The organism is Polymorphobacter multimanifer, from assembly GCF_014205635.1.
Lineage (GTDB): Bacteria > Pseudomonadota > Alphaproteobacteria > Sphingomonadales > Sphingomonadaceae > Sandarakinorhabdus > Sandarakinorhabdus multimanifer.
Genome location: NZ_JACIIV010000002.1, coordinates 155,375 through 181,403, shown reverse-complemented (window position 1 = coordinate 181,403; position 26,029 = coordinate 155,375). Strand labels below are relative to the sequence as shown.

At 65.8% G+C, this 26,029-nt stretch carries 32 protein-coding genes; 17 read left to right on the top strand and 15 right to left on the bottom strand.

Features of this window, described 5'->3' with window-relative positions; translation table 11 throughout:
* Window positions 1-89: 89 nt before the first annotated feature.
* The 8 genes from FHS79_RS01920 to FHS79_RS01885 are packed head-to-tail and all read left to right on the top strand — an operon-like array spanning window position 90 to window position 6,812.
* Complete coding sequence (locus FHS79_RS01920; RefSeq protein WP_184194535.1) at window positions 90-872, top strand: competence/damage-inducible protein A; 783 nt, start codon at window positions 90-92, stop codon at window positions 870-872.
* Window positions 869-1,213, top strand: a complete 345-nt coding sequence (locus FHS79_RS01915) for a LapA family protein (RefSeq protein WP_184194532.1) — start codon at window positions 869-871, stop codon at window positions 1,211-1,213. Before FHS79_RS01920 ends, FHS79_RS01915 begins: the two co-directional genes overlap by 4 nt.
* The gene (pyrF, locus tag FHS79_RS01910) at window positions 1,214-1,891 is read left to right on the top strand and encodes an orotidine-5'-phosphate decarboxylase (protein WP_184194529.1); all 678 of its coding nucleotides are present in this window, start codon (window positions 1,214-1,216) and stop codon (window positions 1,889-1,891) included.
* Complete coding sequence (locus FHS79_RS01905) at window positions 1,888-2,535, top strand: phosphoribosylanthranilate isomerase (RefSeq protein WP_184194527.1); 648 nt, start codon at window positions 1,888-1,890, stop codon at window positions 2,533-2,535. Before pyrF ends, FHS79_RS01905 begins: the two co-directional genes overlap by 4 nt.
* Entirely contained in the window at window positions 2,532-3,776 is a 1,245-nt protein-coding gene (gene trpB, locus FHS79_RS01900) for a tryptophan synthase subunit beta (RefSeq protein WP_184194524.1), read from the top strand. The genes FHS79_RS01905 and trpB overlap by 4 nt, the downstream gene beginning before the upstream one ends.
* Entirely contained in the window at window positions 3,773-4,606 is an 834-nt protein-coding gene (gene trpA / locus FHS79_RS01895) for a tryptophan synthase subunit alpha (protein WP_184194521.1), read from the top strand. Before trpB ends, trpA begins: the two co-directional genes overlap by 4 nt.
* Window positions 4,603-5,466, top strand: a complete 864-nt coding sequence (gene accD / locus FHS79_RS01890) for an acetyl-CoA carboxylase, carboxyltransferase subunit beta (RefSeq protein ID WP_184194516.1) — start codon at window positions 4,603-4,605, stop codon at window positions 5,464-5,466. Before trpA ends, accD begins: the two co-directional genes overlap by 4 nt.
* 41 nt (window positions 5,467-5,507) lie before the next feature.
* Window positions 5,508-6,812, top strand: a complete 1,305-nt coding sequence (locus tag FHS79_RS01885; RefSeq protein ID WP_184194513.1) for a bifunctional folylpolyglutamate synthase/dihydrofolate synthase — start codon at window positions 5,508-5,510, stop codon at window positions 6,810-6,812.
* Here the strand turns inward: FHS79_RS01885 and FHS79_RS01880 are convergent.
* The 6 genes from FHS79_RS01880 to dnaK form a co-directional block, all read right to left on the bottom strand.
* Entirely contained in the window at window positions 6,801-7,550 is a 750-nt protein-coding gene (locus FHS79_RS01880) for a glycosyltransferase (protein WP_184194511.1), read from the bottom strand. The genes FHS79_RS01885 and FHS79_RS01880 overlap by 12 nt on opposite strands.
* Window positions 7,547-9,304, bottom strand: coding sequence for a carbamoyltransferase family protein (locus tag FHS79_RS01875; protein WP_184194508.1), 1,758 nt, complete (start codon window positions 9,302-9,304; stop codon window positions 7,547-7,549). The genes FHS79_RS01880 and FHS79_RS01875 overlap by 4 nt, the downstream gene beginning before the upstream one ends.
* Window positions 9,305-9,316: 12 nt before the next feature.
* The gene (locus FHS79_RS01870; RefSeq protein ID WP_184194504.1) at window positions 9,317-9,844 is read right to left on the bottom strand and encodes a glycosyltransferase; all 528 of its coding nucleotides are present in this window, start codon (window positions 9,842-9,844) and stop codon (window positions 9,317-9,319) included.
* Window positions 9,841-10,227 carry a glycosyltransferase family protein gene (locus tag FHS79_RS01865; RefSeq protein WP_184194501.1) on the bottom strand — a complete coding sequence of 129 codons (387 nt, stop codon included), beginning with the start codon at window positions 10,225-10,227 and terminating at the stop codon, window positions 9,841-9,843. Before FHS79_RS01865 ends, FHS79_RS01870 begins: the two co-directional genes overlap by 4 nt.
* Before the next feature lie 99 nt (window positions 10,228-10,326).
* Entirely contained in the window at window positions 10,327-11,484 is a 1,158-nt protein-coding gene (dnaJ, locus tag FHS79_RS01860) for a molecular chaperone DnaJ (RefSeq protein WP_184194498.1), read from the bottom strand.
* Window positions 11,485-11,547: 63 nt separating this feature from the next.
* Window positions 11,548-13,443 (bottom strand): molecular chaperone DnaK, encoded by a 1,896-nt coding sequence (dnaK, locus tag FHS79_RS01855; protein ID WP_184194495.1) that lies wholly within the window; start codon window positions 13,441-13,443, stop codon window positions 11,548-11,550.
* Between the two features lie 178 nt (window positions 13,444-13,621).
* Here dnaK and FHS79_RS01850 point away from each other — a divergent pair, with 178 nt between their 5' ends.
* Window positions 13,622-14,080, top strand: a complete 459-nt coding sequence (locus FHS79_RS01850) for a copper chaperone PCu(A)C domain-containing protein (RefSeq protein ID WP_184194492.1) — start codon at window positions 13,622-13,624, stop codon at window positions 14,078-14,080.
* Window positions 14,067-14,543: a vgr related protein gene (locus tag FHS79_RS01845; RefSeq protein WP_184194489.1), complete on the top strand. Its 477-nt coding sequence runs from the start codon at window positions 14,067-14,069 to the stop codon at window positions 14,541-14,543. The genes FHS79_RS01850 and FHS79_RS01845 overlap by 14 nt, the downstream gene beginning before the upstream one ends.
* Window positions 14,544-14,570: 27 nt before the next feature.
* Here the strand turns inward: FHS79_RS01845 and FHS79_RS18635 are convergent, their stop codons facing one another.
* Together FHS79_RS18635 and FHS79_RS01835 are read right to left on the bottom strand one after the other, a co-directional pair.
* Complete coding sequence (locus FHS79_RS18635; RefSeq protein ID WP_243452571.1) at window positions 14,571-15,338, bottom strand: PEPxxWA-CTERM sorting domain-containing protein; 768 nt, start codon at window positions 15,336-15,338, stop codon at window positions 14,571-14,573.
* Between the two features lie 132 nt (window positions 15,339-15,470).
* The gene (locus FHS79_RS01835; RefSeq protein WP_184194486.1) at window positions 15,471-16,355 is read right to left on the bottom strand and encodes an alpha/beta fold hydrolase; all 885 of its coding nucleotides are present in this window, start codon (window positions 16,353-16,355) and stop codon (window positions 15,471-15,473) included.
* A 113-nt stretch (window positions 16,356-16,468) separates the two neighbouring features.
* Between FHS79_RS01835 and FHS79_RS01830 the strand changes: the two genes are divergently transcribed.
* Window positions 16,469-17,110, top strand: a complete 642-nt coding sequence (locus tag FHS79_RS01830; RefSeq protein ID WP_184194482.1) for a TetR/AcrR family transcriptional regulator — start codon at window positions 16,469-16,471, stop codon at window positions 17,108-17,110.
* Here the strand turns inward: FHS79_RS01830 and FHS79_RS01825 are convergent.
* Window positions 17,107-17,484, bottom strand: coding sequence for a histidine triad nucleotide-binding protein (locus tag FHS79_RS01825; RefSeq protein WP_184194479.1), 378 nt, complete (start codon window positions 17,482-17,484; stop codon window positions 17,107-17,109). The two genes, FHS79_RS01830 and FHS79_RS01825, sit on opposite strands and share 4 nt — an antisense overlap.
* A 99-nt stretch (window positions 17,485-17,583) precedes the next feature.
* Here FHS79_RS01825 and FHS79_RS01820 point away from each other — a divergent pair, with 99 nt between their 5' ends.
* On the top strand, window positions 17,584-17,886 hold the full coding sequence (locus tag FHS79_RS01820; RefSeq protein WP_184194476.1) for an alkylphosphonate utilization protein: 303 nt from the start codon (window positions 17,584-17,586) through the stop codon (window positions 17,884-17,886).
* Between the two features lie 152 nt (window positions 17,887-18,038).
* Window positions 18,039-19,295 (top strand): transcription termination factor Rho, encoded by a 1,257-nt coding sequence (rho, locus tag FHS79_RS01815; protein ID WP_184194474.1) that lies wholly within the window; start codon window positions 18,039-18,041, stop codon window positions 19,293-19,295.
* A gap of 96 nt (window positions 19,296-19,391) precedes the next feature.
* On the opposite strand, the gene FHS79_RS01810 is transcribed toward rho, so the two are convergent.
* Window positions 19,392-19,742 carry a UrcA family protein gene (locus FHS79_RS01810; protein ID WP_184194471.1) on the bottom strand — a complete coding sequence of 117 codons (351 nt, stop codon included), beginning with the start codon at window positions 19,740-19,742 and terminating at the stop codon, window positions 19,392-19,394.
* Between the two features lie 251 nt (window positions 19,743-19,993).
* On the opposite strand from FHS79_RS01810, the gene FHS79_RS01805 reads away from it, so the two are divergent.
* Window positions 19,994-20,419: an RrF2 family transcriptional regulator gene (locus tag FHS79_RS01805; protein WP_184194468.1), complete on the top strand. Its 426-nt coding sequence runs from the start codon at window positions 19,994-19,996 to the stop codon at window positions 20,417-20,419.
* On the opposite strand, the gene FHS79_RS01800 is transcribed toward FHS79_RS01805, so the two are convergent.
* Together FHS79_RS01800 and mscL are read right to left on the bottom strand one after the other, a co-directional pair.
* Window positions 20,416-20,868, bottom strand: a complete 453-nt coding sequence (locus tag FHS79_RS01800; protein ID WP_184194465.1) for an META domain-containing protein — start codon at window positions 20,866-20,868, stop codon at window positions 20,416-20,418. The genes FHS79_RS01805 and FHS79_RS01800 overlap by 4 nt on opposite strands.
* A complete protein-coding gene (gene mscL, locus FHS79_RS01795) occupies window positions 20,869-21,309 on the bottom strand; it encodes a large conductance mechanosensitive channel protein MscL (RefSeq protein WP_184194463.1) in 441 nt (146 codons plus the stop codon). It abuts the gene before it with no gap.
* Between the two features lie 125 nt (window positions 21,310-21,434).
* Here mscL and FHS79_RS01790 point away from each other — a divergent pair, with 125 nt between their 5' ends.
* Genes FHS79_RS01790 through FHS79_RS01780 form a run of 3 tightly spaced genes read left to right on the top strand, consistent with a single transcriptional unit; the run spans window position 21,435 to window position 23,547 of the window.
* The gene (locus FHS79_RS01790) at window positions 21,435-21,998 is read left to right on the top strand and encodes a LemA family protein (protein WP_308430111.1); all 564 of its coding nucleotides are present in this window, start codon (window positions 21,435-21,437) and stop codon (window positions 21,996-21,998) included.
* Window positions 21,998-22,879 carry a TPM domain-containing protein gene (locus FHS79_RS01785; protein ID WP_184194457.1) on the top strand — a complete coding sequence of 294 codons (882 nt, stop codon included), beginning with the start codon at window positions 21,998-22,000 and terminating at the stop codon, window positions 22,877-22,879. The genes FHS79_RS01790 and FHS79_RS01785 overlap by 1 nt, the downstream gene beginning before the upstream one ends.
* Window positions 22,879-23,547 carry a TPM domain-containing protein gene (locus tag FHS79_RS01780; protein ID WP_184194455.1) on the top strand — a complete coding sequence of 223 codons (669 nt, stop codon included), beginning with the start codon at window positions 22,879-22,881 and terminating at the stop codon, window positions 23,545-23,547. Before FHS79_RS01785 ends, FHS79_RS01780 begins: the two co-directional genes overlap by 1 nt.
* Before the next feature lie 13 nt (window positions 23,548-23,560).
* Here the strand turns inward: FHS79_RS01780 and FHS79_RS01775 are convergent, their stop codons facing one another.
* From FHS79_RS01775 to FHS79_RS01765, 3 genes are all read right to left on the bottom strand, one after another.
* Complete coding sequence (locus FHS79_RS01775) at window positions 23,561-24,175, bottom strand: glutathione S-transferase family protein (protein ID WP_184194452.1); 615 nt, start codon at window positions 24,173-24,175, stop codon at window positions 23,561-23,563.
* 95 nt (window positions 24,176-24,270) lie between these two features.
* Entirely contained in the window at window positions 24,271-24,597 is a 327-nt protein-coding gene (locus FHS79_RS01770) for a hypothetical protein (RefSeq protein ID WP_184194449.1), read from the bottom strand.
* A 62-nt stretch (window positions 24,598-24,659) separates the two neighbouring features.
* Window positions 24,660-25,964, bottom strand: a complete 1,305-nt coding sequence (locus tag FHS79_RS01765) for an MFS transporter (protein WP_274603641.1) — start codon at window positions 25,962-25,964, stop codon at window positions 24,660-24,662.
* Between the last annotated feature and the right edge of the window lie 65 nt (window positions 25,965-26,029).

Genomic DNA, 26,029 nt, shown 5'->3' with positions numbered 1-26,029 from the left:
GCGTTGGCGGGTGAGGGCAATCGGGCCAGAGGAGAGAGGCGGCGATTGGTGCTTTGCGGGGGCGGCGCGGCTCCGCTACAGAAAGTGCGATGGACATTGCCGCTGCCCCCCTGCCTGGCGAAGACGCCGACCGTGTCTGGACCGCGGCGCTGCTGATCATCGGCGACGAGATATTGTCGGGGCGCACCCAGGATGCCAACCTCGCCTATCTGGCCAAATGGTTGGGCGTGCAGGGGATTCAGCTTCGCGAAGTGCGGGTGGTGGCTGATGACATGGCAGCGATCGGCGATGCCGTGAAAGCGCTTTCGAGCGGCCATGACTATCTGTTCACCACCGGTGGCATCGGGCCGACGCATGATGACATCACGGTCGATGCCATTGCTGCCGCCCTTGGTGTGCCGGTGATCGTGCATCCCGATGCGCAGGCGATCCTGGCCGGATATTATGGCGACAAGCTCAATGATGCGCGGCTTCGCATGGCGCGGACACCCGAGGGTGCGTCGCTGATTCACAACCCGAAGACCAAGGCGCCGGGCATCCGCATCGGCAACATCTTCATCATGGCGGGGGTGCCGATCATCACCCAGGGGATGCTGGCGGCACTCGATGGGCAGTTGCAGGGGGGCAAAAGGGTGCTCAGCCGGACCATCGGGGCGTGGACGCAGGAGAGTGCAGCGGCCGATACGCTGGCGGCGGTGGAAAAGGCGCATCCCGGCGTGCAGATCGGCAGCTACCCTTTCTGGCGCGAAGGCCTGACGGGGGCGAATTTCGTGCTGCGCTCCACCAGTCAGGTCCAGCTCGATGCAGTGGCGGCGGCGCTGGTCGCCGCACTGGCCGAAGTTGGCATTCCGGCGGTGGATGCCGAGATATGAGCGTGGTGCGTATCCTGCTGGTTGTGCTGGTGGGCTTCCTGTTCCTGCTGCTTTCGGTCGCCAACTGGACGCTGGTGCCATTCCTGCTGCCCGATGGCCGATCGGTGCAGGCGCCGCTGCCGCTGGTGATCCTTGGCGCGTTCCTGGCAGGGTGGCTGCCGACCTGGCTCTCGCATATCGCGGCGCGCACCGTGCTGCGCCACAAGCTGGAGCGCGCCGAGCGACAGTTGCGCGAAGTGCGCGGGGAGGCGCCGGCAACCGCGGCTGCGCCGCGGCCGGTGAGCAGCACGGCACTCCCGGGGCAGGCGCAGCCGACGATCGTGCCGCCGGCGGGGTGCTGAGTGACGGCCAATCCGCTGTTCGTCGGGCTCGACACGTCCGACCTTGGCACGGCGCAGGCCATTGCTCGCGCCGTGGCGCCCCATGTCGGCGGGCTGAAATTGGGGCTGCAGTTCTTCACGGCGCAGGGGCCCGAGGGGGTGCGGCGGATGGCCGATTTAGGGCTGCCGATCTTTCTTGATCTCAAGCTTCACGACATTCCCAACACCGTGGCCGGGGCGCTGCACTCGCTGGCGGGGCTTGGGCTGTACATGGTCAATGTTCATGCCGGAGGCGGGCTGGCGATGATGCAGGCAGCGCGCGCGGCGTGTTCGCCGGGGACGAAGCTGATTGCGGTAACGGTACTCACCAGCCTCGACGCCGATGACCTGACGGGCGTCGGGGTGGGCGATGGTCCGGCGGCGCAGGTGGCTCGGCTTGCAGAGCTGACGCGCGAAGCGGGACTCGACGGGGTGGTGTGCTCGCCGCACGAAGTGGCGACGCTGAGTGCTGAATGGCCAGAGGGCGAGTTCGTGGTGCCCGGCATCCGCCCCGCGGGGGCTGCACTCGGTGACCAGAAGCGGGTGATGACGCCGGCGCAGGCGCTGGCGGCGGGGGCGACGATGCTCGTCATCGGCCGGCCGATCACCGATGCTGCCGATCCAGCCGCAGCGGCGGCGGCGATTGCGGCCAGCCTGTGACGCGCTTCAAGATCTGCGGGCTGTCGACGCCCGAGACCGTCGATGCAGCGGTGAGCGTGGGCGCTTTTGCGCTGGGCTTCGTGTTCTTCCCGCGCTCGCCGCGCCATCTGTCGCCCGAGCAGGCGGCCGGATTGCTCGTGCGGGTGCCGGAAGGGCGGCGGCGGGTGGCGGTGCTGGTGGATGCCGATGACGCGCTGATCGACGCGGTGCTCGCCGCCGGAATCGACACGTTGCAGTTGCACGGCGCCGAAACCCCCGAGCGGATTGCCGCGGTGGCGACGCGCACCCGGCGGCCGGTATGGCGTGCGGCGGGGGTGGCGACGCAAGCCGATATTCGCGCCGCGGTGGCAGCCGCGGGTCCGGCGGAATGGTTGCTCCTCGATGCGAAAGCCCCTAGGGAAACCGCCTCGGGGGAGGCGACCCTGCCGGGCGGCAATGGGCTGGCGTTCGACTGGCGGCTGCTGCAGGGCACGAACATCGGCCGGCCCTGGGGGCTTGGCGGTGGTCTGGCCCCCGGCAATGTGGCCGAGGCGATCGCGGCGGTGCAGCCGGGGTTTGTTGATGTCTCTTCGGGTGTGGAAAGCAGGTCTGGCGTGAAATCAGTCGAAAAGATCAAGGCCTTTGCGGCGGCGGTGATGGCATGAACATCGCCACGTCCCTGCGCGCCGGGCCCGATGCGAATGGCCATTTCGGCGCTTTTGGCGGCCGCTATGTCGCCGAGACGCTGATGCCGCTCATCCTCGAGCTGGAAGCCGCCTATGAGGCCGCCAAGGCCGATCCGGCGTTCAAGGCCGAGTTCGACGACCTGATGACGCATTATGTCGGGCGTCCAAGCCCGCTGTATTTTGCCGAGCGGCTGACCCACCATCTGGCCAAGGTTGCGGCTGCCCAAGGGCAGCCTGGGGGCGGTGCGAAAATCTACCTCAAGCGCGACGAGCTCAACCACACCGGCGCGCACAAGATCAACAACTGCATCGGCCAGATCCTGCTCGCCAAGCGGATGGGCAAGACGCGGATCATCGCCGAGACGGGTGCGGGCCAGCATGGTGTGGCCACCGCCACCGTGGCGGCGCGCTTCGGTCTGCCGTGCACGATCTACATGGGCTCGCGCGACATCGCCCGCCAGGCGCCCAATGTGTTCCGCATGAAGCTGCTGGGGGCCGAGGTGCGCGCGGTCGAGAGCGGCTCGAAGACGCTCAAGGATGCGATGAACGACGCGCTTCGCGACTGGGTGACCAATGTGCACGACACCTTCTACATCATCGGCACCGCGGCCGGTCCGCACCCGTATCCGGCGATGGTGCGCGATTTCCAGAGCGTGATCGGCACCGAGGCACGCGAACAGATCCTGGCGCGCGAGGGCAAGCTGCCGGACCTGCTGGTGGCGGCGATCGGCGGTGGCTCGAACGCGATCGGGCTGTTCCATCCTTTCCTCGACGATTCGAGTGTGCGGATGGTCGGGGTCGAGGCTTCGGGCCATGGTCTCGAGTCGGGCGCGCATGCCGCGTCGCTTGCCGGCGGGCGCCCGGGGGTGCTGCACGGCAACAAGACGATGCTGCTGCAGGATGAAGACGGCCAGATCACCGAGGCGCACAGCATTTCGGCGGGGCTCGACTATCCGGGCATCGGCCCGGAACATGCCTGGCTGCATGCTATCGGCCGCGTGGAGTATCAGGCGGCGACCGATGACGAGGCGCTCGAGGCCTTCAAGCTGTTGTGCGCGATCGAGGGGATCATCCCGGCACTTGAACCGAGCCATGCGCTCGCGGCGATTGCGCGGATGGCACCGACGATGGCAGCGGACCAGCTGATCGTCGCCAATCTGTGCGGGCGCGGGGACAAGGACATTTTCACCGTTGCCGAAGCGCTGGGAGTGACGCTTTGAACGATCGGCTTTCCGCGCGCTTCGCGGCGTGCCGGGCGGACAACCGCGCGGCGTTGGTGACCTTCGTGACGGCGGGCGATCCCGATCTCGAAACTTCGGCCGCCATCCTTGCGGCGCTGCCGGCGGCGGGGGCGGACATCATCGAGATCGGCATGCCGTTCACCGATCCGATGGCCGATGGTGCGGCCATTCAGGCGGGCAATCTGCGCAGCCTCGCCGGCGGCACGCGGCTGCGCGACGTGCTGGCAATGGTGCAAGCGTTCCGCGCGACCGATGCCGATACGCCGTTGATCCTGATGGGCTATTTCAACCCGATCCTCGCCTATGGCCCCGACCGCTTTGCTGCCGATGCTGCTGCCGCCGGGCTCGATGGCACGATCGTCGTCGACCTGCCGCCCGAGGAGGCCGATGAGCTGGTGCCGCATCTGGGCGCGCACGGGCTGCATCTGGTACGGCTCGCCACGCCGACGACCGATGTAGCACGGCTGCCGCGCGTGCTCGAAGGCGCTTCGGGCTTCCTCTATTATGTCGCCGTGGCGGGCGTGACCGGCGCCAATGCCGCCACTGCCACCGACATTGCCGCTGCCGTGGCGCGGCTGAAGGCCAGCACCGCCCTGCCGATTGCGGTGGGCTTCGGTGTGCGGTCGCCCGAGCAGGCCGCAGCCATCGCCGTCCATGCCGATGCAGTGGTGGTGGGATCGGCGCTCGTCGATGCCATCGGGGCTGCGGCCGCCGAGCGCGCCAATGATATTCCCGCCCGCGTGGGTGCGCAGGTGGCGGCGCTTGCCGGCGCCATCCGCACCGCACGCCACCAGGAGGCTGCCGCATGAGCTGGTTGACCCGCACCCGCCAACGCATGACCGATTTCATCGGCCGGCGGGACACGCCCGACAATCTGTGGACCAAGTGCAAGAACTGCGGTGCCATGCTCTACACCAAGGAATGGGAAGAGAATGACAGCGTGTGCCCGCGCTGCGACCATCATGAGCGCATCGGCCCGCAGGCGCGCTTCGCCCAGCTGTTCGACGGCGAATGGACGCCGATCGCCAGCCCCAAGGTGCCCGAGGACCCGCTCAGGTTTCGTGACCAGAAGCGCTACCAGGACCGGCTGAAGGCGGCGCGGACCGCCACCGGCGAGACCGAGGCGATGACGCTGGCGAGCGGCGACATCGGCGGCCACCGCGCCGTGGTGGCGGTACAGAACTTCGCGTTCATGGGCGGCTCGATGGGGCTGGGCGTGGGCGAGGCCTTTCTGGCCGGCGTGCAGGCGGCGATCGCAGCCACGGCACCCTTCGTGGTGTTCACGGCGGCCGGCGGGGCGCGGATGCAGGAGGGCATCTTGAGCCTGATGCAGATGCCGCGGACCACTGTGGGCATCGCCGAGCTGCACGAAGCCGGGCTGCCGTATATCGTGGTGCTGACCGACCCCACCACCGGCGGAGTGACCGCGAGTTATGCGATGCTCGGTGATGTGCAGATTGCCGAGCCCAATGCGCTGATCGGGTTTGCCGGGCAGCGGGTGATCGAGCAGACGATCCGCGAGAAACTGCCCGAGGGCTTCCAGCGCGCCGAATATCTGCTGGCGCACGGGATGCTCGACATGGTGGTGCACCGCCGCGACCTGAAGGACACGCTCGCACGGCTGATCGGCATGCTCACCGCGCGGCGACGCGAAGTGCTGCCGGGCTGATGGCCACGGCGGGGGGCGGCACATCTGATGGGAGTGGCGCGATGATGCCGCGCGCCCGCTCGGACAATCCGGTGCTCGATGCGCTGCTCGCCGCTGCCTATTCGCTGCACCCGCGCGAGATCGACCTGACGCTCGGCCGGCTGCAGCGGCTGCTCGACCGGTTCGGCAACCCGGAAGCGCGGATGCCGCCGGTATTTCATGTGGCGGGCACCAATGGCAAGGGCTCGACGGTGGCGTTCCTGCGCGCAGGGCTGGAGGCTGCGGGCCTGCGCGTCCATTGCTATACCTCCCCCCATCTGGTGCGCTTCAACGAGCGCATCCGGTTGGCCGGGCAGCTTATCGACGATGATGCGCTGGCCGAGCTGCTGCGCGAGCTGCTGGCACGCAACGCCGGCCAGCCGATCACTTTTTTCGAGCTTACGACCGCACTCGCCTTCATTGCCTTTTCGCGGGTGCCGGCCGATGCGTGCGTCATCGAAGTCGGGCTGGGCGGCCGGATGGATGCGACCAACGTGATTGCCGCGCCGCTGGTGACGGGGATTGCAGCGCTGGGGCTCGACCATCAGCAGTTCCTGGGCAACACGATCCTGGCAATTGCCGGCGAAAAGGCCGGCATCGCCAAGCGCGGCGTGCCGCTGGTGACGGCGCGCTACCCGCGCACCGTGGCGGCGCGGATAGCCGAAGTGGCCGGCGTGGCGGGTGCGAAATTGCTGCTGCGCGGCGATGATTGGGACGCTGCAGGCTATGAAGGTCAGCTGCACTTCCGTGACGCTGCCGGGCGGCTGGCACTGCCGCTGCCGCGGCTGCCGGGGCAGCACCAGGTCGACAATGCCGGGCTCGCCATCGCCATGCTGCGCGCGCAGAGCCGGCTGGCGGTGCCCGAGGCGGCGCTGCGCGCGGCGATGGGCTGGGCGGAATGGCCGGCACGGCTGCAGCATATCCATGAGGGCCCGTTGTTCGACCTGCTGCCGCTAGGGTCCGAACTATGGATCGATGGCGCGCACAATCCGTCTGCCGGGCGGGCACTTTCGAGCTTTATCGTGACGCACAAGCCGCCGCTTCCGCTGTTGCTGGTGGTGGGGATGCTTGCCTCGAAGGACCATGACGGCTTTTTGAAATGCTTTCCCGCCGGCACGAAGCTGATCGCGGTGCCGGTGGAGGGTCATGCCGGGCTGGCGCCGCTCGACCTAGCGGCGTGTGCGGCGACGGCGGGGCTCGATGCGGTGGCAGCGGATTCGCTGGGGCAGGCATTTGCGCGGCTCGGCCAGCCGGCGCGGGTGCTGGTGTGCGGCTCGCTGCATCTGGCGGGCACACTGCTCAAGGAAAATGGCCCGCTACCGGCGTAGGAATTGCGGCAACTTGCTCAGGTTCTTCCATGCGAGCGCGCTGAGGCCACCGACCTTGTTCTGGCGCAGCGCTTCCAGGTCTTCACGCGATTTGCGGATAATCCGCTCGAGGCTGCGGTTCGATTCGCCGCCGACGCGCATTCGCACCAGCACACGAGGGACATAGGCGGGGGCGACGTGGCCGCGGGTGAACCAGCGCAGGATGGCGTCATAGTCGGCGGCGATGCGCAGGCGGGTGTCGTAGCCGCCGTGGCGGTCGATGACGGGTTTGCGGATGAAGAGGGCGGGATGGGGCGGCATCCAGCCGCGGGCGAGGCGGGACCGGGAATAGGGGCCCGAGCGCCAGTGGCGGATGATGCGACCGCTGCCATCGGCGGCGACATAATCGAGATCGCCATAGACGGCGTCGGTAGGACTGGCGGCGAAGGCGGCAGCGACATCGGCGAGGACCTGTGGATCGGCAAATTCGTCATCGGAATGGAGGATGCCGATGACGTCCCCGGTGGCGCGGGCGAGACCCTTGTTGAGGGCGTCGTAGATGCCGTGATCGGGCTCGGAGACGAGGGTGGTGTCGGCACGGGTCGCGGCGGCGCGGAGGATGGCAAGGGTGCCATCGGTGGAGCCACCGTCGATGATCAGGTGCTCGATGTGCGCGTGCGTCTGCGCGTGCAGGCTGGCGAGCGCCGCGCCGATGGTTGCCTCGCGGTTGTAGACGGCGGTGATGATGGTGATTTTCACGCGGGGCTTTCGTGGCGCTCGATGAGCCAGTCCCCGAGCACAAGCACGTCCATGCGCGTGCGCAGGAAGCAATCGAGCGCCTCTTGCGGCTGGCAGACGACGGGCTCGTTCTCGTTGAAGCTGGTGTTGAGGAGCATCGGCACGCCGGTCTGCGCCTCGAAGGCGCTGATGAGGCGGTGGTAGCGGGGGTTGGTTTCGGCGCGCACCGTCTGCAGCCGGCCCGAGCCATCGACGTGGCAGACCGCGGGGATGCTGGCCTGGCGCTCGGGACGGATGGGATAGACCTGCATCATGAAGGGCACGTCGTCGGTTTCGGTGAACCAGTCGGGCACCGCCTCGGCGAGGACGCTGGGGGCGAAGGGGCGGAAGCTTTCGCGGCGCTTGATCTTGAGGTTTAGGAAATCCTTCATGTCGGCGCGGCGCGGATCACCGAGGATCGAGCGGTTGCCGAGCGCACGGGGGCCCCATTCCATGCGGCCCTGGAACCAGCCGATGACCTTGCCGGCGGCGATGGCGGTGGCGGTGCGGGTGCAGAGCGCTGCTTCGTCGGCAACATGGGTGATGGTGCAGCCGGCGGCTTCGATCGCGGTGCGCTGGGCTTCCACGAGGGTCTGGAGCTCGTCCGGCGTGGCGTGGGGGCCCCAATAGGCGTGGTCCATCACGAAGTCACGGCTGCCGCCGGCTTCGTGCCAGACGGCGAAGGCGGCGCCGATGGCGCCACCGGCATCGCCGGCAGCGGACTGGATATAGGCCTCGCGGAAGGGCGAGCGGCTGTAGATCTTGCCGTTGGCGACCGAGTTCATGCCGCAGCCGCCGGCGATGCAGATGCGCGTTCCGCCGTGCTTGGCATGGACGGCGGCGAGCAGGTGGAAGAAAGCTTCCTCGTACATCGCCTGCACCGAGCGGGCGATATCCTTGTGGCGCTGGGTGAGCTCGGTGCCGGGCTGGCGGGCGGGGCCGAGCAGGCCTTCCAACGCAGGGGTGAAGAGATTGCTGGCGGAGACCGGGGCGCCGTTTTCCCACTCGTAGCTCACCTTTTCGGTGGCGTGGCGGAAGAAGGCGAGGTCGAGCTTGAAGCTGCCATCATCCTGCAGAAGCACGATCTTGCGCATCGCATCGAGGTGATCGGGCGCGCCATAGGGGGCGAGGCCCATCACCTTGTATTCGTCGCCATAGTGGGGGAAGCCGAGCCACTTGGTGAGGGCCTCGTAGAAGATGCCGAGTGAGTGCGGGAAATACACCTTGTCGTCGATGCTGATCTCGGACCCGCGGCCATAGCCCCAGGCCGCACTGGCGAAATCGCCGAAACCATCGACGCTGACCACCGCGGCCTCCTCGAAGGGCGAGACGTGGAAGGCGGAGGACAGGTGCGCCAAATGGTGCTCGACCTGGTGGACGCGGCCCTTGAAACCCTTGCCGAGCGTGGCATCGAGCTGCTCGGCGACACCGAGGCGTTCGCGCTTGTTGCGGATGCGGTCGGAGATGAGGGACAGGCTCGGGCGCTTGAGGGCGGCATAGGTGATCTTGCGCACCAGATTGGCCGAGGTGTCCTGATTGAGGGCGATGTGATCGACATCGGCAAGCGTGAGCCCGGCTTCGGCGAGGCAATAGCGGATCGATTCCGATGGAAAGCCGGCCCAATGCTTGACGCGGCGGAAGCGCTCCTCCTCGGCGGCGGCGACCAGCTTGCCGTCACGAACGAGGCAGGCGGCCGAATCGCCGTGATAGGCGTTGACGCCGATGATGATACTCATGCTTGACTCCGGTTATCGCCAGGCAGCGGACTGCCCGGATTTCTCAGCGGCATAGCGCGCCAGCGTCGCTTCCACCAACCCCAGCATGCGGCTGGTGGCGGGATCGGAGCCGCCATCGCCGTGCAGCCTGGCAACCGAGCGGGCGATGGCGGCGGGAAGATCGGCGGGAGTTTCCGCCATGGCCACCCGGCCGGCGGCGTCGAGCGCCCGGGCAAATTCGAGCTGGTGATCGTCGACATGCTCGCCGAGTGCTGCGCGGCGCGGCATCACCACCGGCATTCGCCCGGCACGGACGGCATGGATGACCGAGCCGGCACCGGCATGGAGGACGAGCAGCTCGGCGTTTGCCACCCGCGCTTCGAAATCCGCCATGGGGAGAAAGGCGCTGGCGCTGGCGCTGGCGTTGGCGAGGGTGAAGCTGCCCGCGCCATGCTGCACCACCAGCGGTTGCGGCAGTGTGGGGGCCAGCGCTGCGATGGCGTCGAGCAGCCTTGGAAAGGGCTGGGTGCAGTTGCCCACCGAAACGAAGGTGCCGCTCACAGCAGCGGTCCGCCGAGCCGGCCGCGCGGGAAGAAACGGCCAAGGCTTTCCCACTGGTAGAAGAAATCGTGCGCCAGCCGGTACATCAGCTTGCCGGTCATGCTGGGCGCGCTGATGCGGGTGATCGACTCGACGAACAGGATACGGCAGCCGAACAGCGCGCGGCCGACAAGGGCGAAGGGGACTGCGGGGCCGGCGCCGGTGGAAAGGATGACATCGGGCCGCTCGCGGCGAAGGATGCGGAAAGCCTCCCACAGATTGACGAAGAAGCGCCAGTCCCGCTCGGAGTGGACGATGAAATCCGTGCGGCCGACCATGTCCGGCGGCAGCAACGCCTTGTCGTTGAGCACGTAGAAATGCGCGTGCGCGGCATAGGCGGGCATGAGCGCCCGCACTTCGGTCAGATGACCGCCGCAAGACGAGACGATGCAGATTTTCACACGTCCGCCCTAGCGGTTGCCCGGCAGCGGGGGAAGACCACCCTAATCGGTCAGCTCGTTCCAGGCGTCGCGCAGCTTGTCGAAGAAGCCCGATTGGCGGGGCGTGTTCTTGCCACCCTCCTCGGCTTCGAGCTGCTGGAACTCCTGGAGCAGCTCGCGCTGCCGCTTGGTGAGCTTGACCGGGGTTTCCACTTCGATCTGCACCACCAGATCGCCGAAGCCGCCGCCGGCGACGCCGCCATTGAGCGCCGGCATGCCGCGGCCGCGCACGCGGAACTGCTTGCCGGTCTGGGTGCCGTGCGGAATCTTGATGACCGCGGCATCACGGTCCAGCCCGGGCACTTCGATCTCGCCACCAAGCGCTGCGGTGGTGATGGAAATGGGGGCGGTGGTGAACAGCGTCGTGCCTTCGCGCTTGAAGAAGCTGTGCGGCTTCATGTGCACGAAGATGTAGAGATCGCCCGAAGGCCCACCGCGCGCACCGGCTTCGCCTTCTCCCGCGACACGGATACGGGTGCCGTCATCGACGCCGCGCGGAATATTGACCGACAGGGTGCGGCGCTTGTCGACGCGGCCCGCACCACTGCATGTGTCGCACGGATCGGCGATGACCTGGCCGGTCCCATGACAGGCCGGGCAGGCGCGCTCGACCATGAACAGCCCCTGGCGCATTCCGACCCGGCCCTGGCCCTGGCACGTGGTGCAGGTGCGCGCCGAGGTGCCGGGCTTGGCGCCGGTGCCGCCGCACGGCTCGCAATTGACTGCGGTCTCCACTTCAAGGCTGGCGGCCTTGCCGACGAACGCCTCTTCGAGGTTGAGTTCGAGATCGTAGCGCAGATCCTGCCCGCGCGCAGGGCCGCTGCGGCGCTGGCGACCGCCGCCACCGCCCATGAACTCGCCGAAGATGTTCTCGAAAATATCGGAAAAGCCGCCGAAATCCTGGGGTCCAGCGCCACCGCCGCTTGCCTGCTGGGTGTAGGCGGCATGGCCGTAGCGATCATAGGCGGCGCGCTTCTGAGCGTCCTTCAGGCAATCATAGGCTTCGCTGATCGCCTTGAAACGCTGTTCGGCGGCCGTGTCGCCGGGGTTCTTGTCGGGGTGCCAGCGCATGGCCAGCCGGCGGTAGCTGCTCTTCAGCGTGGCATCATCGGCGCCACGCTGCACTTCGAGCAGCTCGTAATAGTCGATGTCGGTGCTCATGGCCGGTGCGATCCCCAGAACCCTGCCGAGCCGTGAGCATCGTCACGACCCGGCGCATGGGGCTTACTTCTTGTCGTCTTCGACGTCGGAGAATTCGGCGTCGACGACATTGTCGTCCTTCGGCGCTTCGGGCGTCGCTTCAGGAGCAGCGGCTTCGGCCTTGTAGATCGCCTCGCCGAGCTTCATCGCCGCCATCGACAGCGTGCTCGTCTTAGCGGTGATCGCCTCGGCATCGCCCGAATCGAGCACGCCCTTCAGATCGACGATCGCGGTTTCGATCTCGGTCTTCACCGCGGCTTCCAGCTTGTCGCCATGCTCGGTGAGCTGGCGCTCGGTGGTGTGGACGAGGCTGTCCGCCTGGTTGCGGGCTTCGGCCACGGCGCGGCGCTTCTTGTCTTCCTCGGCAAAGCGCTCGGCGTCCTTGACCATCTGGTCGATATCAGCAGAGCTGAGACCACCCGAAGGCTGGATGCGGATCTGCTGCTCCTTGCCGGTGCCCTTGTCCTTGGCGCTGACCGCGACAAGGCCGTTGGCATCGATGTCGAAGATCACTTCGATCTGCGGCACACCGCGCGGTGCGGGCGGAATGCCGACCAGATCGAACTGGCCGAGCAGCTTGTTGTCCGCTGCCATTTCACGCTCGCCCTGGAAGACGCGGATCGTCACGGCCGACTGGTTGTCGTCGGCGGTGGAGTAGGTCTGCGCCTTCTTGGTGGGGATGGTGGTGTTGCGGTCGATCATCCGGGTGAACACGCCACCCAGCGTCTCGATGCCGAGCGACAGCGGCGTCACGTCGAGAAGCAGCACGTCCTTCACGTCACCCTGCAGCACGCCGGCCTGAATGGCGGCACCCATGGCGACGACTTCATCGGGATTGACGCTGGTGTTGGGCTCCTTGCCGAACAGCTCCTTCACGAATGCACGCACGCGCGGCATGCGCGTCATGCCGCCGACCAGGATGACTTCGTCGATTTCGCTGGCCTTGATGCCGGCTTCCTTGATGGCATCGAGGCACGGCTTGCGGGTGCGCTCGATGAGGTCGATCACCAGCTTTTCGAGATCGGTGCGGGTGATGGCCTTCACAAGGTGCTTCGGCCCGGTGGCGTCGGCGGTGATGAAGGGCAGGTTGACTTCGGTCGAGGCCGAGGAGCTGAGCTCGATCTTGGCCTTTTCCGCAGCTTCCTTGAGGCGCTGCAGCGCCAGCTTGTCCTTGGTGAGATCGATGCCTTCGGCCTTCTTGAAGTCTGCCGCGAGGAACTCGACCATCTTGGCATCGAAATCCTCACCGCCGAGGAAGGTATCCCCGCTGGTGGACTTCACTTCGAACACGCCGTCACCCAGCTCGAGCACCGACACGTCGAAAGTGCCGCCGCCGAGATCATAGACGGCCACGGTCTTGGCTTCGGTCTTCTTGTCGAGGCCATAGGCAAGGGCAGCCGCGGTCGGCTCGTTGATGATGCGCAGCACTTCGAGGCCAGCGATCTTGCCGGCATCCTTGGTGGCCTGGCGCTGGGCGTCGTTGAAATAGGCAGGCACGGTGATCACGGCCTGCGTCACGGTCTCACCCAGATAGGCCTCGGCGGTTTCCTTCATCTTCTGCAGGATGAAGGCGCTGACCTGGCTGGGGCTGTATTCCTGGCCGCCGGCACCAACCCATGCATCGCCATTGCCGCCCTTGACGATCTTGTAGGGCACCAGATCGGCGTCCTTCTTCGTCATCGGATCGTTGAACGAGCGGCCGATGAGGCGCTTGACGGCAAAGATGGTGTTTTCGGGGTTGGTGACCGCCTGGCGCTTGGCCGGCTGGCCGACGAGACGCTCACCATCCTTGGTGAACGCCACCTGGCTCGGCGTGGTGCGAGCGCCTTCTGCATTCTCGACAACCTTGGGCTGGCTGCCTTCCATCACCGCCACGCAGCTGTTGGTGGTACCCAGATCGATTCCGATAACCTTGGCCATGTCTGTCCCTCTTGCTTCCGGCCCGTGCACTGACGCCCCATGCGGCGGCGACAGCCATCGTCCGTCATCTGTTGTTCAAGTGAGGCGGATATAGGAAGCGGCATTTCGCGCTGCAAGGAGGCGGTGACAGGCCTTGTTGAAACGCCTAGTGCAGCGATCCGAACACAGGAGACCCATCGTGCGTACCCACTTCGCGATCGCCCTTGCCCTGGCTCTGCCGATGCCGGCCGTGGCAGCACCGGCTGCCGATGGCATCAAGGGGGCGTGGGTGCGGATCAATCCCGCACCTGGCCGACCGGCCGCGGGCTATTTCAGCTTCACCAATGGCAACAAACCCGATGTGCTGGTGGGCGCCGATGCGACGGGTACCGACACGAAGGTTGCCCGGGTTGAAATGCACCAGATGACGATGGACGGCGGGGTGATGAAAATGTCCGCCATCGGCAGCTTGCCGATCAAGGCCGGCGAAACGGTCGAGTTCAAGTCGGGCGGCTATCATCTGATGCTGTTCGGCCTCGAAAACCCGGGCAAGGCGGTGCCGATCACGCTGCGTTTCCAGTCCGGCGCGCGGATCAGCGCGCTTGCCGAAGTGCGCAGTGCGGGCAGCGCGCAGCCCAACCCGCATGCCGGCCACTGACACCCAGCTGATCCGCAACCTGACCGGGTCCGAGCGGGTCCTGCTGGCCAGCGTGTTCGGGACGACGCTCGATGCCGATCCGGTGACGATACGGCGGCAGAAGTGGTGGATGCTGCAACCGTGGTGGATCACCATGGCACCCGATGGCCATGTCTGGTGCCATCCCAACGGCCCCAATTGGTCGCCATGCTATGCCTCGGATCGGCTCGGGATGCAGGCGCATTTCATCCACGAACTGACGCATGTGTGGCAGCACCAGCATGGGATCAACCTGTTGCTGAAGCGGGCACCCTGGGCGCCTTATCGCTACCGTTTGCAGGCAGGAAAGCGCTTTGCGGATTACGGGATCGAGCAGCAGGCCTGTATTGTGGCGGATGCATTCCTGCTGCGCGCGGGCCGACCGGTGGCGGGCGGCTCGCTCGCGGCTTATGCCGAGATCCTGCCCTTCGGCGACTGGGGCTGACCCTGTCGCCAAAGGGCAGGAGCAGGATCAGGCAACGACGGTGCGCTGGCGGCGACGCATCGAAGCGCCGACAAGGCCGAAGCCGGTAAGCAGCATGGCCCAGGTCGCCGGCTCGGGAACGGTGTAGCCGCTCAGCGCGTCGAGACGATAGCCTTGGCCGAGATCGCCGCCGAAGCTGACATCACCGCCGACGGCGGTGGTGAACACATAACCGAAATAGGGGGTGAGGACGGGATTGTTGAATGTGAGCGAGACGGTGCCGCCATTGGCGTTCGTCGAGGTGAAGCTGGCAGCACCATCGAGGCCCTGGGCGATGCGCGCCGGAAGGCCGGTGGTGAATCCGATCGAGGTCAGCGCGCCGAGCGCATCGACGCCATAGATGCGCAGTGTATCGTTGGCGTCGACCGAAGAAAGCTTGAGGCCGGTCAACCGCAACGCCTGCGATGCATTGGTGGTGATGAGGATCGCCTCACGCAGGGACGCGCTGTTGGTGTCGATCTGCACCGTGTCGCCGCCGCCGGTCACGCCGATGCCCGGGACGGTGGTGCGGATGGTGAGAGCAGCACCCCCTGCCGTGGTGGAAAGCAGCTGCGACACATTGGTCAGGGCGGTGGTGTGCGCGGGGGTGAAGCGACGGGCTACGGCCGTGAGGGTCGCGCCATCGCCGGCGGCAGTTGCCGACTTTGACGCCACATTGGCGGCAGAACCTGGCGTGCCGAACGCCCATGTGGCTGCACTGGCAGGCGTTGCCAGAAGCGGAACGATTGCAATGGCGGCGGTCAACAGGTGTTTCATCAATATCCCCCTGAAATCATGAATTGGTTCCCTAATGCGTTACGCAAAATTACGCAATATGACCTTATGTTAACTCTTGTACGCTGCGGGGGCTTGTACGCGGCGTCGGCAGATATGGTTGCAACGGCAGGATCAGCCTCGCATCGCGTGATCCGCAACCCGCGCGAGCAGGATATCGAGTGCCGTTGCCGCGGCCGGCTCCGCAAGGGTGGGCGCATGGCCGACGCGCGGCACTTCTGCGACCTGCATATCCGCAAGGCGGCGCGCCATTTCGGCCTGGCTTGCGGCTGTCAGCACGTCCGAAAGTGCGCCGCGCAGGCTGAGCACCGGTAGTCCGGCGAGCTTGTCGAAGGCCGTCCACAGGTCGATGCCGGCATCGCGGCCGGGCAGCCTGAAAGGCTCGGCGATACGCGGGTCATAGTCGAAGATGATCCGGCCCGAGCCGGAGAGGCGGCACAGCCGGTGGGCATGGGCGAGCCAATCGGCGAGGCCCCAATCGGGATGGATCTGTGCCGCGCGGCTCTGCAGGTCGCGTGCGGCGTGCACCCAGGTGGGCCAGCTTGCGGCGCGGCCGACATTGGCGCGCAGCCGCGCCATTCCCTCCGCCTCCAGCGCGGGGCCGATGTCGTTCAGCACCACGCCGGCCATGGCGGCGCGGTGGCCGGTGGCGAGCTGCATCGCCAGCAGCCCGCCCACCGAATTGCCGATCACCACGAAGCGTTGCAGCCCCGCGGACTCTATCAGCCGGCCGAGATCGAGGAGATAAGTGAGCGACACATAGGTGAGGGAGTCCTTCGGCCAGGCGGATTCGCCACGTCCGCGCAGATCGACGGCGACCAGCCGCCAGCGGCCTGCCAACCGTGCTGCAAGCGCCTCGAAATCGGCGGCGTTGCGGGTGAGGCCGGGAATGCACAGAAGGGCGGGACGGTCCGTCGCGCCCGGCCAGTCGCGATAATGCAGGCGCAGGCCGTCATGCGACCAGTACCAGCCGTCTCGATATGCCGCATTCAACGCCATTCCCCGCCCCGACTTTGAAGTTTTTTGACTTTTACTCAGATGGCAGCGTATAGGACCGGGGCCCGGGGGCATAGGAAAGAAGCATAGTGGCCACACGCGCGATCGATTCCCGTTTGTCTGAAACCCGTGCCGAGTTGCGTGTCGATAGCCGCGCCCGGCGCTACGACCCTGCCGAGACCAAGGCGCGCGTGCTTGCCGCAGCTTATATGCTGTTCTCCACCAAGGGTTTTACCGCGACGGGCACGGCGGATATCGCGCGTGAGGCCGATGTGTCGGAGGGCTCGATCTTCTATCATTTCGGCTCCAAGGCGAAGCTGCTGGCCGAGCTCGGCCGGCGCCACGGTGAGCTGATGATCGCCTATATGGAAGGCAATGATGCGCTTGAGGACCTGGAGCCCGGCATCATCGTGCCGCGGGTGTTCGAGTTCGTGCGCACAAACACCATGTGGGAGAACATGGGCGGAGACCCGTGCGACGCCAGCCCGCGCGTGAAGATGATGAAGAATGCCGATGTCGAGCCCTTCTACCATGCCGCCAAGGACACCGTGGTGGAGTGGGTACAGCGGCACATGCAGGCGGCTTTCGCCAAGCGCAGCATCACCGGCATCGAGATCGATATTGCGGCGTCCTTCACCCATCATTTCGTTGGCGAAGCGATCGACCGGATGTTCTGCACCGACGATCCCGCCGAGCATGCGCGCATCGAGCGCGAGACGGTGCGCTTCATGCGCGCTGCGTGTGGCTATGTTGTTTAACGGCTGAGCATCGCGCCGAGCGGCTTGCCGCCGAAGATATGGATGTGCAGGTGCGGCACCTCCTGGTGCGCATCAAGGCCGGCGTTGGCGAGCAGCCGGTAGCCCGGCACCTCCAGCCCGAGCGCCTTGGCCACCCGCCCTACCGCGCGGACGTATCCGGCGATTTCCGCATCCGGCGCCTGCGCCGAAAAATCTGCCCAGCTTCGCCAGCGTCCCTTGGGGATGACGAGCACATGGGTGGGCGCCTGGGGGTTGATGTCGTGGAAGGCGAGCGACCACTTGTCCTCATGGACCTTGGTGCAGGGGATCTCGCCGCGGAGGATGCGCGCGAAGATGTTGTTGTCGTCATAGTCGCCAAGCGCTTCGACGGGCATGGGGCAAGGCCTTTTTCTGATGGGTTTTCCGCAGAGTGGCGGGTGCGGCTTGCCACTGCAAGGGGCGGGGCGCATGGCAGGCCCCGAAGGATGATCGGCATGAGCGACGATGACTATGTCTATGACGACGACAGTGGTGAATGGATGCCCGCGGCCGAACTGGCGGCGAAGCAGGCTGCTGCCGGACGCGTCGAGGTGCGCGATTCGGTTGGCAACCTTCTCGCCGATGGCGACCAGGTAACGCTGATCAAGGATCTCGACGTCAAGGGCGAAGGGCAGACGCTCCGGCGCGGCACGCTGATCAAGTCGATCCGCCTCACCGGCGATCCACAGGAGATCGATTGCCGCTTCGATGGCATCAAGGGGCTCGTGCTGCGTGCCGAGTTCGTCAAAAAGCGCTGAGCCGCTCGGCCATGGCCTTGACCGCGAAGGTCTGAGCCCCTAATTCCGCAGCGTCCGCACCCGTCCTGGCGTGCGGCCGGCTTTGATCCTCCATATCAGCCCATACAGCGCCCGCTTCATGCCGCCGCTGTCTTTTGCAAAGACCCCCTTTCATGCATCTCCATGACCTGAAGAAGAAGACCCCCGCCGAACTCGTGGCCATGGCCGAGGAGCTCGAGGTCGAGAACGCCTCGACGCTGCGCAAGCAGGACATCATCTTCGCCATCCTCAAGACCACGGCGGAAGCCGGCAACGAGATCACCGGCTCGGGCACGATCGAGGTGATGCCCGATGGGTTCGGCTTTTTGCGCTCGGCCGAGAGCAACTATCTCGCCGGCCCCGATGATATCTATGTGAACCCGCAGATCGTCCGCCGCTTCGGGCTGCGCACCGGCGATACGGTCGAGGGCGAGATCAAGTCCCCGGCCAATGGCGAACGCTATTTCGCGCTCAACCGCGTGGTTTCGGTCAATTTCGATCAGCCCGAGGCAGTGCGCCACCGCGTCAACTTCGACAATCTCACGCCGCTCTATCCGGAAGAGAAGCTCAACCTCGAGAATTACGATCCGACGATCAAGGACAAGACCGGCCGGATCATCGATGTCGTCTCGCCGCTCGGCAAGGGGCAGCGTTGCCTGATCGTCGCCCCCCCGCGCGTCGGCAAGACGATGATGATGCAGAACATTGCCCGGGCCATCAGCGCCAACCACCCCGAATGCTATCTGATCGTGCTGCTGATCGACGAGCGGCCCGAGGAAGTGACCGACATGCAGCGGACGGTGAAGGGCGAGGTGATTTCCTCGACCTTCGATGAGCCGGCGACGCGGCATGTGCAGATTGCCGAGATGGTGATCGAAAAGGCCAAGCGGCTGGTCGAGCACAAGCGCGACGTGATCATCCTGCTCGACAACATCACCCGCCTGGGGCGCGCCTACAACACGGTGGTGCCGAGCTCGGGCAAGGTGCTGACCGGCGGTGTCGATGCCAATGCGCTGCAGCGGCCCAAGCGCTTCTTCGGTGCGGCGCGCAACATCGAGGAAGGCGGCTCGCTGACGATCATCTCGACGGCGCTGATCGACACCGGCAGCCGGATGGACGAGGTCATCTTCGAGGAATTCAAGGGCACCGGCAACGCCGAAATCGTGCTCGACCGCAAGATTGCCGACAAGCGCGTGTTCCCGGCGATCGACATCGGCAAGTCGGGCACCCGCAAGGAAGAGCTGCTGGTGGACAAGAACACCCTCACCAAGATGTGGGTGCTGCGCCGCATCCTGATGCAGATGGGAACCGTGGATGCAATCGAGTTCCTGATCGACAAGATGAAGGATTCGGTGACGAACAAGGACTTCTTCGACGGCATGAACCACTGACGCCGACCTGGTGAGCAGGACCCCCGCCGGGCGAGGGAGGGATCGGGAGATGCGAAGGCCCTGCTCGTCCGGGAAGCGCCGGAGCAGCCTGACCGATCAACCGACCGGATCGACCGAAGGGCGCGCGGTGGCGGCCATGCGTGCCGGCTCGGTCGCCTTGATGGCGTCGCGGATGCACTGGCTCTGATGGGTGCGGTCGGCGATGGTGTCACCGCCGTTGGCGCAAACTGAGCGGGCGGCCGCGCGCAGCCGGGTGTCGAGGCGCTTGTGATCGACGGTGCTGGCGAGGTTCAGATCACCGATCGCGACCTTGACGCTGCGCGGTGCATCGACCTGCTGCGCCTGGGCGGGGCCGGCAGCGGCGCCGATGCAAAGGGCTGCACCGATGACGGTGCCGACAAGACCGAAAGCGGCGCGGCTGGCGGTCGACTGTGCGAAAGCGAACATGATGTATCTCCTGTTTGGGACTGCACCGGACCATCCGGCGCCGTCATGCCAGGAGCTTTGCACAGTGCGTGCCAGTTTTCGGTGCGTGCATAGAGTCATGTAAAAACAACAGCTTATCTGTAACGTGCGCTAGATCAGCAATACGCACGTAACATTCTAGTCCAGACATTTGGGAGATTTTACCAAGTTTGCGGATATGTTTTCAGCTGGCTGCGCTTGCTCCTATCCCTAGCTTGTGCATAGAGTTGAACATGTTGACCCAGCGCTCCCGCTATGCCTTGCGCGCCCTCATCTTCATTGCGCAATCGAACAGTGCTGCTCCAGTGCCGATCTCGGTGATTGCCGCCGACCAGAAATTGCCGCGCAAATTTCTCGAGATCATTCTCCTCGAGCTCAAGCATGGCGGGCTGGTGAACAGCTACCGCGGCAAGATGGGCGGCTATCGGCTGGCGCGGCCGGCGAGCGAGATCAGCTTCGGCGAAATCATTCGCTTGATCGAAGGGCCGATTGCGCTGGTGCCCTGCGTATCGGTGAGCGCTTATCAGCGCTGTTCGGACTGTTTCGAGGAGACCAGCTGCGTCATCCGCAAGGTAATGCTCACGGTGCGTGACCAGACGGCAGCGATCCTCGACACCACCACCCTCGCCGATCTTTCGCTCGAACGGCTTGCCGCTTAAGGCTTTGCCCGTCGCAGCTTGATCGCACGGCCGTCGCTGGCCTTGAGCAGTGCAGCCCCGCTGGCATCGAATGCCACGATGGTGACAGCCTCCAGCGTTGTCAGGAACTTTCCCTCGAATTCCATCAGCGCCGGCGCGCAGCCCATGCGGGTGGAGGCAAGCGGGCCGAACTTCACGGCAGCGCCATTTTGCTGCCAATCGCCGGTGAAGCGGTTGCAGCCCGAGCGACCGGTGACGCGGCTCGTCCCGGCGTCCCCGGGATCGAAGGTCAGGTCGACGCGGACGCTTGCGACCATGCGGCCGCCGTTGAGATCCTCGACCAGCCAGGGCCCGCCTACGAGGGTGCCACCGAGCGGCGGTGGCTCGCCCCTTGCGAGCCGTGCCGCTTCGCTGGTGCTGCAGGACGCCAGCAGCATTGCGCCGAGAAGACCGAAGAGCGCTCGCCGCATCTACAGGCTCCGCTTGCGCAGCTCATCGCGGATTTCCGCAAGCAGGGGTTCCTCGGCGCTCGGGCCGGGCGGGGGCGCTGGCGGCGCCACGGCCGGCCTCATCAGCCTGTTGGCAATGCGCACGAGCATGAAGATCACGAAGGCGACGATGACGAAGTTGATGACCTTGGTGATGAAGGCGCCGTAGCCGAACAGCGGCACGCCGGCGGCCTTGAGCGCGTCGTAATCGGTCAGCGAGCCGGCATAGTCGGACGGCACGGGGCCGAGCATGATGAACTGGCTGGAGAAATTGACGCCACCGGTGAGGAGGCCGAGCACCGGCATGATCAGCTCTTCGGTGAATGAGGTGACGATCGTGCCGAATGCGGCGCCGATGATGACAGCCACCGCCAGGTCGAGCACGTTGCCGCGGGCAATGAAGGCCTTGAACTCCTGAAGCATGGTCACCCCCTGTTGAAACCGCCGAGCGCACACTATCTTGTGTCGGACCGGTTGTGGTCAACCGATGTTTGCTTTTGAGGGGACGCTTGATGGCCGCCGTTTTTCGCCGAATTGCCCAGCTCGGGATGCTCACCGCGATGACGGTGACCCTGTCCGGCTGCGGTATCAACACCATTCCCACGCAGGAAGAAAATGTGAAGGCCAAGTGGGGCGATGTGGAAAACCAGTACCAGCGCCGCGCCGATCTGATCCCGAACCTCGTAGCCACGGTGAAGGGTTTTGCCGCCCAGGAGCGCGAAGTGCTCGAAGCGGTGACCCGCGCCCGTGCCAGTGCCACGCAGGTTACGGTCGACCCTACCAAGCTTTCCGATCCCGCGCAGATCGCGGCCTTCGAACAGGCGCAGGGCCAGGTTGGCTCGGCACTGGGCCGGTTGCTCGTGACGGTGGAGAAGTATCCCGAATTGCGCTCAAACGAGAACTTCCTGCAGCTGCAGTCGCAGCTTGAAGGCACCGAGAACCGCATCACCGTGTCGCGCCGCGACTATAATCAGGCCGTGCAGGCCTACAACACCGAGATTCGCACCTTCCCGGCGATCATCGCGGCCAAGGTGATCTATGGTGCCGAGCCGATCGCGCCGTTCAAGGCGACGACCGCCAATGCCCAGACGGCGCCGGCCGTCGCCTTCTGATGGCCGGACGACGGCCGCAACCGGGGCCCGAATGGCGGCGCAAGGATGACGAGCGCCAGCGCAACTATGCGTCGGAAAGCCGGCTGAGCCGTATCGCGCTGATCCTCTTTGCCGTTGCCAGCCTCCTTGCGCTGGTGCTCGGCATCGCGGGCGAAGCGCGGGCCCAGCCGGCCTTTCCGAAGCTGGAAGGCCGGGTAACCGATGCAGCCGGCATCCTGACGCCCGAGACGAAGGCGCGGCTGGAAGGCGAACTTGCGGCGCTGGAAGCGGCGACCGACCAGCAACTCGTGGTGGCAACGGTGCCCGACCTCATGGGCTATGAGATCGAGGAATATGGTTATCAGCTCGGCCGCAACTGGGGCATCGGCCAGGCGGAGAGCGACAATGGCGCGATCCTGCTGGTGGCGCCGAACGAGCGCAAGGTGCGCATCGAAGTGGGCTATGGCCTCGAGGGCGTGCTGACCGACGCAATGACGTCGCAAGTCATTCGCCGCGCCATCATTCCCAAGTTCAAGGCCGGGGACATGGCGGGCGGGATCGAGGCTGGCACGGCTGAACTCGTCCGGCTGCTGCAACTGCCGCCGGAAGAAGCCGCAGCGGCAGCGCTGGCTGCCAAGGCGCGCGCCGAAGAGGCGGAAGCCCCCAACGTGTTTGCGGTGATCATGTGGATCCTGATCATCGTCATCTGGATATTTTTCGCCGTGGCGCGCGGCGGCCGCGGCCGTCGGCGCGGCAGTGCGGTCATCTGGGGGCCGGGTATCGGCGGCGGCTGGGGCGGCGGCGGCGGCGGCGGCGGTGGTGGTGGCTGGGGCGGCGGCGGTGGTGGCTTCGGCGGGGGCGGCGGCGGCTTCGGCGGCGGCGGTTCGTCGGGGAGCTGGTGATGCTGTTCACGGCCGAGGATCACCAGCGCATCAGCAGCGCGATCAAGGCGGCCGAGCGCGCGACGTCGGGCGAGATCGTCGTCATCGTGTCCACCCAGCCGCAGCGCTATCTGGCAACCGCACTCAGCCTGGCAGCGCTGCTGGCGCTGGCCTTGCCGTTCACTGCGGTGGTGTTCGGCTGGTCACCCGCCGACCTCTTGCCGGACTGGGACTCGCTGACGCCGCGCGATCATGAGCGTCGCAGCCTGGAGGCGCTGATCGTCATCCAGGCGGTGACCTTCGGCGTGGTGTTGGGGCTCGGGTGGTTCACGGCGCTTGGCCGCGTGCTGACGCCGCAGGGGTTGCGGCGCGACCGGGTGCATCGCACGGCCCTTGCGCAGTTTCGCGCGCGTGGGCTCGATGCCACGGCGGGCCGCACGGGTGTGCTGCTCTATGTCGATGCATCGGACCATATTGCCGAGGTGGTGGCCGATGCCGCAGTGTTCGCCAAGGTGCCCGCCGACCATTGGGCGGACACCATCGATGCGCTGACAGCTGGCATGAAGGCCGGCAAGCCCGCCGAGGGAATGACCGCTGCCATCCACCTTGCCGGTGGTGTCCTTGCTGCACATTTCCCGCCGACGGCTGGCGACTTCAACGAGCTTCCCGATCATCTGATCGAGATCTGACGCACGCTGGCCTTCAGGCGGACGCGCTCGGGCGGGCAGCGGCACGGGCCTGCCATTCGGGCAGCCAGCTGGCTGTCGATGGCATGGGCTGTCCAATCTGCGCGCCGAAATCGACGAACGCCAGCAGCAGGATGTCGGCCATGGTGAAGCGGTCTCCGCAAATGCATTGGCGACCCTGCATGAGCCCATCAAGCCAGAGCAGTTTCTCCTGCGCCATTGCCTTGAGTTCGGCTGCGGCCGATTCGGAGACGAGCGTCATGCGCGGTGCGAACATGCGGCGACCTTCGGACGCGCGAAAGCCGTTGGCCATGGGTTCGAGAATGTAGAGATCGATGCGCCGTACCCACATGCGCGTCTCGGCGCGCTCTTCGGGCGTGCTGCCGATCAGGGCCGGGGCGGGGTGGATGTCTTCAAGATACTCGATAATTGCGGTGATCTCGGCGATGCAGGCGCCATTGTCGAGTTCGAGTGCGGGTGTACTGCCGCTGGGATTGCGCGCGAAATGCTCGGGCGTGCGGTTGGCGCCGCCCATGATGTCGATGGTTTCCATCGGGATCGCCAGGCCTTTTTCCGCCATCGCAATGCGCACGGCGCGCGGGTTCGGGCCGATCGAATCATAGTATTTCATGGTATCACTCCCCTTCCCGACAGTCTGAAAACCGGGAAGGGGAGTGATGCTTGTTGGCCGGACACGCGTCAATCACGTGTTCGACAAGGGGGAAATCAGCGACGCGTGAAAACGCGACGGCGGCCTTCGTAGCGATACTCGCGGCCGCGATCGTCGTAATAGTAACGATATCCGGAACGGTCTTCGAACCGGTTGCGATCCTCGGTAACGATGCCCAGCACGGCACCGGCTGCGGCACCGATCGCCGCACCTGTCACGACATTGCCACCGGTCACAGCCGCGACGCCCGCGCCGCCGGCGCCGCCGATGGCAGCACCCTGCAAGCCGCGTGATGGGCGACGCTCACCGAACTCATTGGTGGTGCATCCCGCGAGCGTGATGCTGGCAGTGATGGCCATGGCGGCGAGCTTGAGTAAATTCATGCGCAGTCCCTTTGGTATTGGCATTACGAATGGGACAACCGGCCTTGCAGCAAAGGGTTCCGTCAGCTGCGAGCAGCCAGCGCTTCGGCATTGCGCGCCTGGGTTTCAGCGGTGATCGGCCAGCCGCGGATGATCAGGCCGCCGATTCCGGCGATCAGGACCGGCGGCACGATGAACAGGAAGGTGAGGGCGGTGATGGCGTTTTCGCTGTTGGCGGTGCCGAGCGAGGGATCAAAGCCGATCAGCCCGAGCAGCGGATAAGTGAGGCCGACCGGAATGGCGTAGCCCAGCTTCTGCACTGCGGTGAGGAGGGCATAGAAGAGGCCGGTCTGCTCCTTGCCCGAGCGCAGGGTCTCGGCATCCGAATAGTCCGCCAGCATGGCGCGCAGAAGGAAGGCAGGGGCGACATAGGGAATGCCGGCCAGCGCCATGCCGAGCGAGGCCAGCGCCATGTCGTCTCGCGGGATGAACAGCGTGCCTGACTGGCAGATCATGTAGAGGCCCACTGCCCACAAGATCGCCCGGTGCTTCGAGGTCCGGCGGGCCAGCGCCATCCAGAAGGGAGCCGCGACCAGCCCTGCCACGAAATATGGAATGAGCAACAGGCTCGCCTGCGCCGGCGTGTAGCCGCGAGCTGCTTCGAAGAAGAACAGCAGCAGTGCGCCGGCAATGCCGGGGGCGAGGTTGGCAAGCAGGTCGACGATGAGCAGCCGGCGCAGCAGCGGCATGCGGAACGCATCGACCATCTCCCGCCAGCCATGGGCATGGCCGGCATCGGATCGGGAGAGGCGCTCGGGCACGGCGACGATGTTGAGAATGATCGTCGGCACCAGCGCTGCGGCGATGATGATCCCCATGGTCTGGATGCCGGTGGCGCGATCCGCGCCGAACAGCGCCGCACTTGCCGGTGGCACTGCCAAAATGGCGAGCATTCCTACCATGTTGAACGCCATCCACCAGCCAAAGATGCGCGATCGCTCGTGATAATCATCGGACAGCACGGCTCCCCACGCCATGTGCGAGACCAGCACGACCGAATAGCCGACATACATCAGCATCAGCCCTGCAAACGCCATGGGCCCCGAAATGCCCGGCTGCGCAAAGAACACCGCCAGCACGCCGGCGAAGAGGATCATGGCCCCCCCGCCCAGCCACGGCCGGAACCTCCCGAGCCTGCTCTTCGAGCGGTCGATGAGCACGCCCAGGATCGGATCGAGCGGCACATCGATGATGCGGACGATGAAGAAGATGAGGCCGACAACGCCGATATCGAGCCCGAGCGACCCGGCATAATAGGGCGGCAGATGCACGACCACAGGAAGCCCCACCGCCGCCAACGGCAAGCATGGTGCACTGAACGCAAGCAACCGGCCAATCGGCAAACGCAACCTGTTCTCTCCCCTGATACGACCTTCGGCGAGCGCCGATGGAA